14 protein-coding genes and 2 pseudogenes are annotated in these 12,821 nt (G+C 52.8%); 3 read left to right on the top strand and 13 right to left on the bottom strand.

Annotation, left to right across the window (positions count from 1 at the left end):
• The first annotated feature begins 140 nt into the window (after positions 1–140).
• The 3 genes from AC1931_RS05130 to AC1931_RS05120 all read left to right on the top strand — a co-directional run bounded on the left by AC1931_RS05130 (position 141) and on the right by AC1931_RS05120 (position 1,750).
• Positions 141–788 (top strand): alanyl-tRNA editing protein, encoded by a 648-nt coding sequence (locus AC1931_RS05130; RefSeq protein WP_483876146.1) that lies wholly within the window; start codon positions 141–143, stop codon positions 786–788.
• A 70-nt stretch (positions 789–858) separates the two neighbouring features.
• The gene (locus AC1931_RS05125) at positions 859–1,149 is read left to right on the top strand and encodes a DUF1330 domain-containing protein (protein ID WP_483876145.1); all 291 of its coding nucleotides are present in this window, start codon (positions 859–861) and stop codon (positions 1,147–1,149) included.
• A 151-nt stretch (positions 1,150–1,300) separates the two neighbouring features.
• Positions 1,301–1,750, top strand: a complete 450-nt coding sequence (locus AC1931_RS05120) for a VOC family protein (protein WP_483876144.1) — start codon at positions 1,301–1,303, stop codon at positions 1,748–1,750.
• A 13-nt stretch (positions 1,751–1,763) separates the two neighbouring features.
• Here the strand turns inward: AC1931_RS05120 and AC1931_RS05115 are convergent, their stop codons facing one another.
• The 13 genes and pseudogenes from AC1931_RS05115 to AC1931_RS05055 form a co-directional block, all read right to left on the bottom strand.
• Positions 1,764–2,645 carry a F0F1 ATP synthase subunit gamma gene (locus AC1931_RS05115; RefSeq protein ID WP_483876143.1) on the bottom strand — a complete coding sequence of 294 codons (882 nt, stop codon included), beginning with the start codon at positions 2,643–2,645 and terminating at the stop codon, positions 1,764–1,766.
• A 95-nt stretch (positions 2,646–2,740) separates the two neighbouring features.
• Positions 2,741–4,237: pseudogene (locus AC1931_RS05110) on the bottom strand (alternate F1F0 ATPase, F1 subunit alpha); the annotation flags it as partial.
• Between the two features lie 42 nt (positions 4,238–4,279).
• Complete coding sequence (locus tag AC1931_RS05105; RefSeq protein WP_483876142.1) at positions 4,280–5,119, bottom strand: F0F1 ATP synthase subunit B family protein; 840 nt, start codon at positions 5,117–5,119, stop codon at positions 4,280–4,282.
• 1 nt (position 5,120) lies between these two features.
• Positions 5,121–5,402 carry a F0F1 ATP synthase subunit C gene (locus AC1931_RS05100; protein ID WP_483876141.1) on the bottom strand — a complete coding sequence of 94 codons (282 nt, stop codon included), beginning with the start codon at positions 5,400–5,402 and terminating at the stop codon, positions 5,121–5,123.
• On the bottom strand, positions 5,395–6,129 hold the full coding sequence (locus AC1931_RS05095; protein ID WP_483876140.1) for a F0F1 ATP synthase subunit A: 735 nt from the start codon (positions 6,127–6,129) through the stop codon (positions 5,395–5,397). Before AC1931_RS05095 ends, AC1931_RS05100 begins: the two co-directional genes overlap by 8 nt.
• A gap of 7 nt (positions 6,130–6,136) precedes the next feature.
• Positions 6,137–6,454: an ATP synthase subunit I gene (locus AC1931_RS05090; RefSeq protein ID WP_483876139.1), complete on the bottom strand. Its 318-nt coding sequence runs from the start codon at positions 6,452–6,454 to the stop codon at positions 6,137–6,139.
• Entirely contained in the window at positions 6,444–6,809 is a 366-nt protein-coding gene (locus AC1931_RS05085) for an AtpZ/AtpI family protein (protein ID WP_483876138.1), read from the bottom strand. Before AC1931_RS05085 ends, AC1931_RS05090 begins: the two co-directional genes overlap by 11 nt.
• A gap of 123 nt (positions 6,810–6,932) precedes the next feature.
• Positions 6,933–7,322 carry a F0F1 ATP synthase subunit epsilon gene (locus AC1931_RS05080; protein WP_483876137.1) on the bottom strand — a complete coding sequence of 130 codons (390 nt, stop codon included), beginning with the start codon at positions 7,320–7,322 and terminating at the stop codon, positions 6,933–6,935.
• 92 nt (positions 7,323–7,414) lie between these two features.
• Positions 7,415–8,800: pseudogene (gene atpD / locus AC1931_RS05075) on the bottom strand (F0F1 ATP synthase subunit beta); the annotation flags it as partial.
• Positions 8,801–8,961: 161 nt separating this feature from the next.
• Complete coding sequence (locus AC1931_RS05070; RefSeq protein WP_483876136.1) at positions 8,962–9,477, bottom strand: type II secretion system protein; 516 nt, start codon at positions 9,475–9,477, stop codon at positions 8,962–8,964.
• Between the two features lie 28 nt (positions 9,478–9,505).
• Positions 9,506–9,916, bottom strand: a complete 411-nt coding sequence (locus AC1931_RS05065; protein WP_483876135.1) for a type IV pilin protein — start codon at positions 9,914–9,916, stop codon at positions 9,506–9,508.
• Positions 9,917–10,402 carry a type II secretion system protein gene (locus AC1931_RS05060; protein ID WP_483876134.1) on the bottom strand — a complete coding sequence of 162 codons (486 nt, stop codon included), beginning with the start codon at positions 10,400–10,402 and terminating at the stop codon, positions 9,917–9,919.
• Between the two features lie 9 nt (positions 10,403–10,411).
• Positions 10,412–12,811, bottom strand: a complete 2,400-nt coding sequence (locus tag AC1931_RS05055) for a cohesin domain-containing protein (protein ID WP_483876133.1) — start codon at positions 12,809–12,811, stop codon at positions 10,412–10,414.
• Positions 12,812–12,821 lie beyond the last annotated feature (10 nt).

Genomic DNA, 12,821 nt, shown 5'->3' with positions numbered 1-12,821 from the left:
TCCCGACCTGCGGTCGGAATGAACGGGGTGGCCTTTGAGCCGTTCGGCTAGTCCGTCCGCAGGCGGACGAACCAGCCTTTGGAGACCGATGCCCTTCGGGCACGGCTCAAAGGCCACCCCGTTAGCTTTCGAAATCAAAAATGACTAAAAAAACATTTTGGACTGCCCCATATCAAACCGAAATTGAAACACGCATCACCTCGGTAAATGGGCAAAACATTACGATGGAAGAAACAATTTTCTTTGCTTTTTCTGGAGGGCAAGAAAGTGACACTGGTACTATTGGTGGCTACCAGGTAATAGAAGCTAGAAAGGTTGGCCAAGAAATAGAGTATGTCCTACCAGAAAATCATAAAATAAAAAAAGCCGATAAGGTCAAAATCCAAATAAATTGGGAGCGCAGGTACAATCTTATGCGCCTGCATTTTGCAGCAGAACTTATTTTGGAAATAACATACAAAAAACTAAAAGGGTCAGAAAAAATTGGTGCCCACATTGCGGAAAATAAGGCTCGTATCGACTTTAAATCGCCTATGAGCATTTCCACTTTACTTCCTGAAATTGCAGCTGAAGCAGAATCTATTATCAAAAGAAATCAAAAGATAATTAGTAATTTTAGCGATGAGCAAAATGGAAAAAGGTATTGGGCCATAGAAGGCTTTGGTAAAGTCCCATGCGGAGGTACGCACCTTAAAAAAGCCGGTGAAGTTGGCGGCATCAGGCTTAAAAGAAAAAACATCGGCAAGGGTAAAGAGAGGATCGAGATCTTCCTTCAAGAGCAAAGCTAACAAACCAATGTCTTTAGGCGGATAGTCAACTCGCTCTTTCTCAAAAAACGTACGAACTGAGGTTTAGCTTATGAGCGCATTCATTGTAGTAGATACAAAGATAAAAGATCCGGAAGTCTACGAAGAGTACAAAAAACAGGCGAAACCAATTGCAGAAAAATACGGGGGTGTTTATCGGGTCCGAGGCGGTGCAATGGATGTACGAGAAACAGATTTATGGGCTCCTACACGGATTGTCATTGTTGAATTTCCCGATGTGAAAAGTGCTCAAGCTTTCGTGGATTCAGAGGAATATGCGCCGGTCAAGCCGATACGAACAGATAATGCCGAATGCACTTTGTTCATCGTAGAAGGTGCCTGAGAAATGAAACCGGCACATAACTGCGCCTTTTGATGGGTTGATGCGGACGAGTATGGTTGTTTCTTCGGCTAATGTGTCATGAACCGGAAGGGTGAGTATTCGGCCCGAACCGCACAAACATCAACCAATGAACCGTGAAGGGAGAAGCCTTATGTCCGAGCATAACCATCCCCGCCCTCATCTTGTAGGCATCAATCATGTGGCCCTGGAAGTTGGCGATATCGACGAAGCCCTTGCGTTTTACGGTCAGTTTTTTCAGTTTGAGCTGCGTGGCCGCAGCGAGAAGATGGCGTTTATTGACATGGGCGATCAGTTCCTGGCCCTTTCCCAAAACAGCGATCGCCATCCCGACCAGCATCGGCATTTCGGGCTGGTGGTCGATGATCGCAGCCGCCTGCAGGCACGTCTGGAGGAATTCGATGTAGAGATTCTCCCCGGGCGGGGCCTGAATTTTCTTGATCCTTGGGGGAACTATATCCAGGTTGTGGTCTACGCCGATATCCAGTTCAGCAAGACCCCTGAGGTGTTAAAGGGCATGGGCCTGGAACTGACAAAAACTGTCGACGCCCTGCAAGAGTTACGGGATAAGGGGATGGGCTGAGGCGATAGCCGGGTCAGGCCTGGTCGGCTTCGCTTCGGGTCAGGGCTTCAAATCCCGAGATGACATCGAACAGTTCTTCTGAGATGGCATTCTGCCTCATGGTGTGATAGCGGAGTTTCAACTCTTCCCTGGTTTCCTCGATATTCTTTTCGGCCCTCTGCATCGACGCCAGACGCGCCGCATTCTCCGCTGCCATGGACGCTGCAAAAGCGCGAAAAAGGGCGACAAAGAGATATTCGCCAATCAATGCGCTGAAAAGATCTTCCCAGGGGATCGTGTACAGGGGAATCTGCCGCCCCGGCCATTTTCCACCGCCGAGGTCTTCGAGCCAACGCTGGTCGGGCGGAAGCAGGTTGACGCGGTTCTGCCGGTAGGTTGATCCTCCTGCCGGGCGATTGTGAAAGAGGATCAGTCGCAGCTCTCCTTCCTTTTCACGGATTTGGGTCAAATGCAGCAGGATTTCCTGAACCCTGGTGGAAATCCCCTCGGCCGAGGAGGGCAGGGGGAACAGATGTTCGATCCCGCCGAAGGCATCTTCGACCAGCCCATGCATCTTGATCCCGCTGACCCAGATCAGAATCCGCTCTTTTTGGGGGTCGAGGTGTTCCTGAACGCATTCCACCAGGGCTTCATTGAAGCGTCCCGCCATGCCCTGATCCGAGCCGAAAACGATGATCAGGGTCGTCCGGGGTTCTCTCTGGCGGCCGGCGTGGGGATGGGTCCGCAAGGCAGCCCGCAGCCCCATTTCGACACAATGGAAATATTCCTCAAGTGAACGGGCAGCTTCTTCGTACTGACGAATGCTGACTGCGGCCAGGGACTTCATCGTCCGTACCACTGTGTGCAGGTCATCTGCGCTCTTGAGCTTGCGCTCCATACCCTGGAGTGTCTGCATAGGGTTTATCGATCTTTTTCTTTGTGCTTCTGGGTTGATTCGTCATCCCTGGTCACGATTTTTTCTCCTTCAGTCAACGTGATAACGGCTTTTTGCGCCAGATCCCGCAGTTTCGCCTGATCTTCGTCCGTGAGTTTTTCGCCCGCTTCAATTTTTTGCGCCACCTCGTCGTCCTGCTGCAGTGCTTCACGCACAAGGGTTTCAGCCGCCATCAGCTTTTCTTCGGGGATCTGATCGAAAATCCCTTCGTTGACTGCGAGCAGTACGATAATCTGCTGGTAGGCCGGCAGCGGCGAGTACTGAGGCTGTTTCAGGATCGAACGAACCCGGCGTCCCCGTTCGAGGGTTTTGCGGGTTTCGTCGTCCAGGCGGGTTCCAAAACGGGAAAAGGCTTCAAGCTCTTCAAACTGCGAGTAGGTCAGGCGCAGGTCGCCGGCGACGGTGCGATAAGCCGGAAACTGGGTTTTGCCGCCGACCCGGGAAACCGATTTGCCGATATCGATGGGGGGGAGGTTGCCTTTGCGAAAAAGGTCGGGAGAAAGATAAATCTGGCCGTCGGTAATGGAGATCAGGTTGGTCGGAATATAGGCGGAGATATTCTGAGCCTCCGTCTCGATGATCGGCAGGGCGGTCAAAGACCCCCCTCCGAGTTCCTCGGACAGATGGGTCGAGCGTTCCAGCAGGCGCGAATGAATGTAAAAGATATCCCCGGGAAAGGCTTCGCGTCCCGGTGGACGTCGCAGCAGCAGGGAGAGTTCGCGGTAGGCGCGGGCGTGGTGGGTGAGATCGTCGTAAACCACGAGGACGTCTTTGCCCTGCTCCATGAAATATTCAGCCATGGTGGTGGCGGCGTAGGGCGCAATATATTTCAGGCCGGGAGCATCGTCCCCCTGGACAGTCACCACCGTCGTATAGTCCAAGGCACCGTGCTTTTTGAGATCGGCGACCACCCGGGCGACGCTTGAGGCGCGTTGACCGATGGCGCAGTAAAAGCAGAGCACCCCTTTGCCTTTCTGGTTGATGATGGTGTCGATGGTGATGGCGGTTTTACCGGTCTGACGGTCACCGAGAATCAATTCGCGTTGTCCGCGGCCGATGGGGATCAGGGCATCGATTGCCTTGAGCCCGGTCATCAGCGGAACGGTCACCGGCGCCCGGTCCATAATCTCGGGAGCCGGGCGCTCGATCGGGCGCCGCTCGCGAAAGCGCAGGCCGCCCTTGCTGTCACGGACCCTTCCGGTCGGATCAACGACGCGACCGATGAGTTCGTCTCCCACCGGCACATCAAGCACCCGCCCGGTACGGCGCACTTCGTCGCCGGAACCTAGATGCTCATATTCGCCGAGCATGATGACCCCGACTTCACGGGAATTGACGTTAAACGCCAGACCAAGGGTTCCCCCGGGAAAGGCCAGCAATTCCTCGGCCTGAACCTCGTCAAGGCCGTGTACCCGGGCAATGCCCTTGCCGATATAATCAACCCGACCGAACACCTGAGGATGAAGAACAGGGGCGTAGTCTTCCAGACTCTGATCAAGAGACGCGAACGTGTCCTCAAGCAACTGGGTCGTTTGTGGAGTGTTATCGGTCATTGCCTCTTCCCATCAAAGGGCAGGAATCTGTTTCGGGAGTTTTTACGGCTGTTCTTCATCTTCATTCTCTTCTTGCGTTTCTCCGGTTTTATCTGTGGGGCCATTGTCATGGCTGTTTTTCTGTTCATGGATTTTTTCTTCAACCAGTGACATCACCCGCGACTGCAATTCTTCAAGATAGTTATCGATTCCCCAGGAAAGGCGGATATTCCCTGCCCGGGCTTCGATGCCTAAGGGGCAATCTGCGTCAACCTGGTAGGCGACATCCGCATCTTTTCCACAGATGTCGTGCAGGAGGGTCGTTAATTTGCGTTTTTCCGGAGCATCAAGCTCAAACGTTGATCGAATGATGATCTTTCCGGCACCGGCGGCGTGCTGCAGTTTTTTCCTGTCCTGTTGATCAAGATTCCTGATCTTGGCGGCAAGGACCCGGGCTAAGCGGTTATTCAAGGGTTCATCGGCCAGGTCATTCATGGTGCGCCGAACATATTTGATGATCTCCTGGCTGCCGCGTTTTTTGAACTTGCGGGCAAAGGCTTCCTTTTCCTTGTCCAGCGCCAGCAACCATGTTGTGCGCTGGTCTTCAACCTGTTGCTGGGCTTCGCCGAGAAGTTCGTCTTTGCGTTTTTCAGCTTCCGCCTGGGCTTGCTCAAGCTTTTTATCAGCCTCGTGGTCGAGATCAGCGCATTTGCGCCGGAACTCTTCGATCTGCTTTTGCGCCTCTCTTTGTTTTTCCGAGGCTTTTTCAAGCCGCTGTCTGATTTTCTCTTCCCTTTCGGTCATATGGCTGACGATCGGGCGATAGAGAAAGCGGTGCAGAAGAAAAACGAGGATAAGAAAGTTGACGATCTGTGCAGCGACCGTAAACCAGTCGATCAGCATCTCAGCCTCCAGTCGCCTGGCTCAGAAAATAGTTCCAGAAAGGGTTTGCGAAGAGCAGAATCATCGAGACGACAAAGGCGTAGATGGCCGTCGATTCGACCATGGCAAGACCGACGAAGAGGGTCCGCGTGATGGTGTTGGTTTCGTCAGGTTGCTGTGCCATGGCCGAAAGGGCCTGGGCCAGAGCGCGACCTTCACCGAGGGCGGGCCCGATAGCACCGATGCCGATGCACAGACCGCTACTGATGATAGAGGCGACGGCGACCCAACCTAGACTATCCATGAGTTGTTCCTCCTTTGTCATGGGGTTGTTTTTCTGATTGCTCGATACTGCCTTCCTTCTCCTGCTGGAGGCGGGCGGCTGCGGCCAGGTAAACCGCTGCAAGGATGGCAAATATGTAGGCCTGGATGACGCCGGTGATCAGGCCGAGGATATTCATCAGCACCGGAAAAAAAAGGGGTGCGATAGACAGCAGTATCCCCGCAATCATCGCCCCGCTCATGATATTTCCAAACAGCCGGACCGCCAGGGCCAGAGTGCGTGATATTTCTCCCATGATGTTGAAAGGGAGCATGAAGGGGGTCGGCTGGATGTATTGCTTCAGGTAGCCGAGGAGGCCCCGGCGGCGGATACCCCAGGCGGGCACGGCGACGAAGACGCAGATGGCCAGTGCTGCGGCGGTCGAAAGGGAACCGGTCGGCGCCCGGTAGCCCGGCACGACAGCGAGAATGTTGGGTACCAGGATAAAAAGAAAGAGGGTGCCGATAAAGGGGAGAAATTCATCGACCGGTTTTAGCCCCATGTCTGCGATCTGGGTGCGGATATTGCTCACAACCACTTCCATCAGGTTCTGCCCTCGACCCAGGTTTTCACTGGACGTCAGACGCATGGTCACGAATATCGAGACCCCGACCAGCAGCAGCATGTTCAGCCAGGTCATGACGATCGTGGAATTCAGTTTGACAAAACCCTGTTGCCAGTAAATGAAGGTATCGGGGGTGATTTCCATAAAAGCGTTAACTCACCTGTTTATTGTCATCGGTTGTCGGTTGTCGGTTGCCGGGCTTTCGGCCTTTTATCCGGGTTAATAACTGACGGCTTATCACCAGGCCGAGCAGGGCTGCAATCAGTGCCTGCCATCCCCACGGGAGCAGGACGTAGAAGGCTGCCAACGCTGCCGCCATACGCAGGAAGAAGCTGCAGACCAGCAGCAGCTGGGGATTGTCGCTGGTCGGAATACGTTTCACCGTCAGCCATAAGCCCCCGAAATAGAAAGTTCCGATCAGTCCTCCGGCAATAAAAAAAGCCGCGAGCTGCCATGCTTCAAGGGTCATTTCCCTCCCCCTTATGCACATCGTTTTGCTGATGGCGGTGAAATTCTTCCTCGATGTTGGTGCGTTCGCGGCTGACCCAGAACCAGGCGTTGAGGCAGCCGACTGCGATGCCGACTACCAGCATCATCAGGGTCCAGGAATACTGGCCGGCAAAACGGGCATCGATCCAGATGCCGACAGCGATTGCAACCAGCGTCGGTAGCGCTACCGACCAGCCGACCAGCCCGAACATCCCGAAACCGAACCACATCCCCTGGTCGCCCTGACGCTGGGCCCGCATTTTGCGCTTCTGGGTTTCCTTGACCTTGTGCCTGAAGTCTCCATGGGGATCTTTTTTTATCGATTTATCCGTCACAAAAACCTCATTATTCTATTAATGTTTTCTGTTTATCTGCTTGGCCTGCAGGGATCCTCGCCGTCTGAACAGCACAACGCAAATAAACTACATAGCCATAAAAGAGTGTTGCCTTGTGAAACCCTACATATCGATAAAGCGCCGCAGAAAATCAGCTTCCAACCGGGCGATTGCAGTCTGAACCTTGCGTTCATGTTCACCAAGATCGGCGAAGCGGTGTTCGACGACATCAGAGAGTTCCTCCAACGGTGCATCGGCCACAGCGTTGCGCACCGATACCCGCACCTGGTCTCCTTGTTTGACAAGGATGCCCCGGTCGACGGCGACATATTCCTCCGCGCCGCTTTCACCCGCTTGTGTCCGCCGATAAGCGAGCAGGCCGGGCACCAGCGCCGAGACGAAATCAATGTGATGGGGCCGCAACCCGAAAGAGCCGTTCAAACCGGTGGCGGTGATGCTGGTGACGTCCGTTTCGAGGAGAATCCGGGTCGGGATGTAGATACTCAGTTTCATGCAGCTTCCCCCTTGCTGGAAGCGTCTGTGGATGCCTTCGCCTCGTCTTCTTCGTCCTGATCGCCGTTGTCTTCTTGTTGTTTGTCTTGTGCCTGTGCTTTGTCCCTGACCTCATCAATGGAGCCGATCATATACAGGGCTTTTTCTGAGAAATCGCTGAACTCGTCATTAAGGATGCGTTCACATCCCTTAAGGGCCTGCTCGAGAGAAACCGAGCGGCCGGGCGTTCCAGTGAACTGTTCCGTGGTAAAGAAGGGCTGGGTGAGAAACCTCTCCAGGCGCCGGGCCCGGAAAACGGTTTTGCGATCGTCGCGCGACAACTCCTCCATGCCGAGCATGGCGATAATGTCCTTGAGGTCCTCATAGGAAGCCAGGGTGCGACGTATTTCCTGGGCGATGCGGTAGTGACGTTCGCCCACCACCTGGGGGGTCAGCATCTTCGAGTTCGACTCGAGGGGGTCGATCGCCGGATAGAGACCTTCGCTGGCCCTTTTGCGGGATAGAACAATGGAAGCCGAGAGGTGCGAGAAGGTATGTACCGCTGCCGGGTCGGTGAGGTCATCGGCCGGTACATAGACCGCCTGGATGGAGGTGATTGCGGCGTGCTCGGTGTTGGTAATGCGCTCCTGCAACTCCGAGAGTTCCGATGCCATGGTCGGTTGGTATCCCAGCCGCGACGGCATCAGGCCCAACAGTCCGGAGAGCTCCATGCCGGCCTGGATGAAGCGGAAGATGTTGTCGACCAGCAGCAATACGTCCTGGCGGCGATCGTCGCGAAAATATTCCGCCATGGTCAGGGCGGTCAGTCCGACCCGAAAACGACAGCCGGGCGGTTCGTTCATCTGCCCGAAGACCATCACCGTGTTGTCGAGCACCCCTGCCTGCTGCATTTCGCGATAGAGCTCTTCCCCTTCGCGGCAGCGCTCACCAATCCCGCAGAAAATTGACACCCCTTCATGCTCTCCGACCATGTTGTGGATCAATTCGGTGATCAGCACCGTCTTGCCGACCCCGGCACCGCCGAAAAGTCCGGCCTTGCCGCCGCGCTCGAGGGGAGACAGGACGTCGATTGCCTTGATGCCGGTGGTGAAGATCTCCGATGTCGTGCCCCGGTCGCTCAATCCGGGAGATTCCTGGTGAATCGAGCGGCGTTCCCCGGTCTTTATGGGGCCCTTGCGGTCGATGGTATCGCCGAAGACATTGAAAACCCGGCCGAGAATGTCGGGGCCGACCGGGGCCTCCAGGGTGTGCCCCTGGTCGCGGATCGTGGAGCCCAGTGCCAGCCCCTGGGTCGATGTCAGGGCGTTGCCACGCACCGTATTGGCATCCAGGTGGAGAGCGACCTCTACCAGGATCGAGTCGTCTTTGCCCGCCACCAGAAGATTGTTGATGGGTGGCAACCGACCTGGGAAACGCGCTTCCACGACCCCACCGACAACAGAGGAAACAGCCCCGTATGTGCTTTCATCAGAACTCATTATTTAATAATGACCATCCCGAAAAGTAAGCAAAAAAGTAAAAAGGTTGTTGCTGAAATACTGACTTTGAAGATAGTACAGACAAGGTATCACTTGCCTTCGGCTTGTCAAGGCTTGCCAGATCTCTCGTGCTTAATCCGGGCGTCCGATGCTGAAACCCTTCAACTGAGTAACCGGACTCGGGGGGGTTGGGAGTTCTTTGGTGGCTGGTAAATAAATTGCCAATCTGTATAGCTTCGCTGGCCCCTGAAACTTTGATTGTCCTCTGAAAAACCATCCTGCTGAAAAGGAATTTTGTTCGAACTGGACTTTACTCCGATGATCTGCCCGCCTGGTCCTTTAATAACGTCCCACTCCTTTCCGGTCATTGGGTCGGGATAAAGTTGTCTTAAATGACGCGTTTCTTCCAGAAATCGGGGGTCTAGAAGGAGATGTTCCAATTGTGACGGAAAGACCTTGGGTGCCGTACCCTGAACTTGGGGGACCGTGTAATAACTTTCGATTGCCCGCCGAATCTGGTTCCCCTTCCACAATAGATCTTCCTCTTTTGATCGTTGAACAATGGTTTGCCAGCTCGATCCGGCGATTCCGGCCATTAATCCCAGTAAGGAGATGCTTACCAGCACCATCAGCAATACCGCACCTCGCTGATTTTTTAATTGTCCCAACGTTTTCACCTGGAATCATCTCCTTTTTGCAACGCTATTACCAGTCCCGATAGGGGATGTCATTCAACCCGATCAGATCGCTGCCAGTGCGGACATCAAAACAGCCACCTTGAGCCAACTGCCCATTTTCGGCGGGCTCGGGAGGGAGGCAGATCCAGCTGTCATCTTTCAGGGTAAATGGATCCCGCGGGATAGCCCGTAAATACTTATTTCTGGTCAACTGCTCGAGGTTGTCCGGATAGCTGCCATGATCAGCAAAGTAAGCATCAATTGACCTGCGCATCTGGTATAGATCTTCAGCCAGTACGGTTTCCCGGGCTTTAATCTGACTGCGTTTGTAACTGGGCACAGCAATGCTGGCCAGCACGGCCAGAATCATCATCACTGCCAGCAGTTCAAACAGAGTAAACCCTTTGGGTGACTTGATGTATTGCGTCGAGTTTTTCATCTACCAATCCCGATAAGAGGTTCCATCCAGGGCAATAGCTTCACTCTGGCTGTACACATCATAAACATCCTCACCGCCCCAAAAAGTTGAGTCGGGCTCGTCTAAATAAGCACGTAGCCCCCAGCCATAGTTATCTCGATCAAAAGGATCCTTGGGGAGTCTGCGTAGATACTTCTTTTTAAAAGGATAGAGTCCGCCCCAATCATTCCCTTCCAATAATATGTTCAACTCCTCCGGGTAGCCTGATTCGCCAACAATGGCAAAGATTTTTTTTTCAGTAACCGCCTTGTCATAGTCGTCCTTATACCCATCGATTGCCGTGCGGATAACCCGTAACGCACGGCGCAGTTCAAGCTCTTTGGTCCTTGTGACGGTAGTTTCAGCCAAAGGAAGGACCATTGCCGCCAGGATGGCCAGAATGGCCATAGCAATAACCAGTTCTATAAGTGTCATCCCGGCAGCCTGTTTGGTATACAGTTTTCTCATCGGCCAACTCTATGGGGCAACTTCAACCATCAGCCCGAATGAATCCACATCGATCTTTTCTCCCTGGACATTTCTGAGATTGGTTAGGATTGGTTTAATCTCAGTTGTCCCGGGAGCGGCAGCCCTGAACTGCAGACTGAATAATTCTCCTGCTCTGGAAACACCCTGTCCATCTGCCTCCTGTTTCAAGCCAACAATAATTTTCCCGTCCTGATTGTTAGTGGAGTGGGTAAAGAGGGTTGAAACGCCGCCCTGGGTGAGAAAGGAACCCTCTGTTGCACTGACGAATTCAACAACCGCTGGATCATATTGAATATGCAGAGCGGCACTGAACAGATCCGTAATCTGTTCAATCTTAAAATTCAGGCTAAATTCCTGTCCCTGATTGATCCGATCTATACCTTCTACCCGGAGCATGGAAGAATATGGCTGCTCGAATAATGCCTTTTCAGAAAGCCGCTCCTCAATGATTGTATCGGAGATCACCCCAGGCTCCGTTATTACCTCAGATTCAAGATTTTTATTATTCTCTGGTGATGTGCCCTGTTGCGCCGGCAACTTGGCTTGTGGCTTCATACCCTGCTGGTCGGCCTGGTATTCATCAGCAAAGGTGCCGAAATTGCGACCGAATTTCAAATCATCTTCGCCGCCTGACCAGATGCTGGCAGTGTCCCCCTGCGGCACATGTACCGATTTGACGATGTGCGGCGTAATCGATAGAAGGATTTCCCGTTTCGTCTTGGTTGTTCCGGTTCCATTAAATATCTCTCCAAAAATCGGGATATCTCCCAAAATAGGTAATTTGTTTTTTGTCACTGATTCGTCATCACGAATTAATCCGCCGATGACCGTCTGTTCGCCATCTTTCAGGGTGAGAGTGGTGTCGGCATTGGTTGAAGAAATGGTGATAGCCACTGTTCCACTCTGAGTTCTCTCTCGTCCTGAAACATTACTCACTTCAAGTCCCAATTTGGTGATAATTGTGCCGTTCAACTCAATTCTTGGCTCGACATTCAATTTTACCCCGACATCAATATATTGAATGTTCTCTGATGTTTGAAAATCGGTGGTGGTTACCGTGATGATGGGTTCGCGGCTCCCGACATGGACCCTGGCCTTTTCATTATTCTTGACGCGGATTTTGGGGTTGGCCAGAATTTCAGCATTTACCAGCGTCTTCATGAATCTGAAAGAGGCGGTCGGGAGGGTATAGAAAGGATCAAGCCCGCTGAAACTCTCAATCAGCCCACTGGTGGAATCACCGGCGGAGAGTCCGGAGCCTACAATGGTACCGCTGCCTTGGGCACTCAATCCGGCAGATATAGAATAATTACTCAGCTTCAGACCTAATTCACGCGTATCGCTATGGTTGACTTCAATGAGCTCAAGGTCAAAGACAACCTCGGAATTTCCGCGGTCAGTCGCTTCGATGATCTTCTGTGCAAGTCGGATGACATCCGGCTGGTCGCGAATCACGATCGCGTTGAGATCTTCCTGCACATAAATCTTCCGCACCTCCAACATGGTCCGCAACATGCTGACGGCTTTTTTTGCATCGATATGCGACAGATAAAAGGTCTGAATAATCTGGTCTTCAAACTGTTTCTGTTTGCTACGGGTTTTAGGAAACAGAATGATCGTCTTTTTATTCAAGATTTTTTTGTCCAGCTTGTTCATCCGCAGCAGCAGCTCCAGCGCCTGGGCGAAGGTCGCCTGTTCCAGGAAAAGGGTGGTCTTGTCAGTGCGAACCTCCTCATCGAGGATAAAGTTGATCCCGGAAAGTTTGGTGAGAATATCAAAAACATCGGGGATTTTTGTGTCACGAAAGTTCAGGTTGATCGGCTCGGATGAAATCACCTCGAGCTCAACCCCATCAACCAGGGCATATTGACTTTGTTTGATTTCTTCTATCAATTGCAGTGCGGGCTGGTAATCGGGACGCAGTGAGAGAGCGGCGTTGACAGCCTCCTGTGCTTGCACTTTGCGGTCTGTCTGCACCATCTCTCTGGCTTCCTGCAGCAACTTTTCCACCTGCAGATAGTCACGTGCCCGTTCAAGACCATCAAATGCCGCGTAGAGTGACCCATCCAGATCCGTTGCCAATTGATATTCCTGAAGGGCATTCACTAGCTGTCCTTGAGCGAGCAGGGCATCCCCTTTAATTTTATGTTGAATTGCGGCTTTATTCCTGGCCTGGTCAAGTTTTAGGCGGTACTCATGCTTTGCCGGGTTACTCTCAACCGCATCCAGATATTCAATAACAGCCTGATCATAATCCTGTGCTTCGAGGGCCTGATTCCCTTTGGTGAAGGATGCCTGGCCGGCGATACATCCGGGCAACAGCAATAACAGTAATAAAGGAAGGGTAAAACGCAGCAGGTGATTGTCGATCCTCTTTGGTATGGGCATAGTTTCCCCC

It is taken from the genome of Pelovirga sp. C15f, from assembly GCF_057178085.1.
Note: the sequence above shows the minus strand (reverse complement) of the source record. Positions and strands in the feature narration are given on the sequence as shown.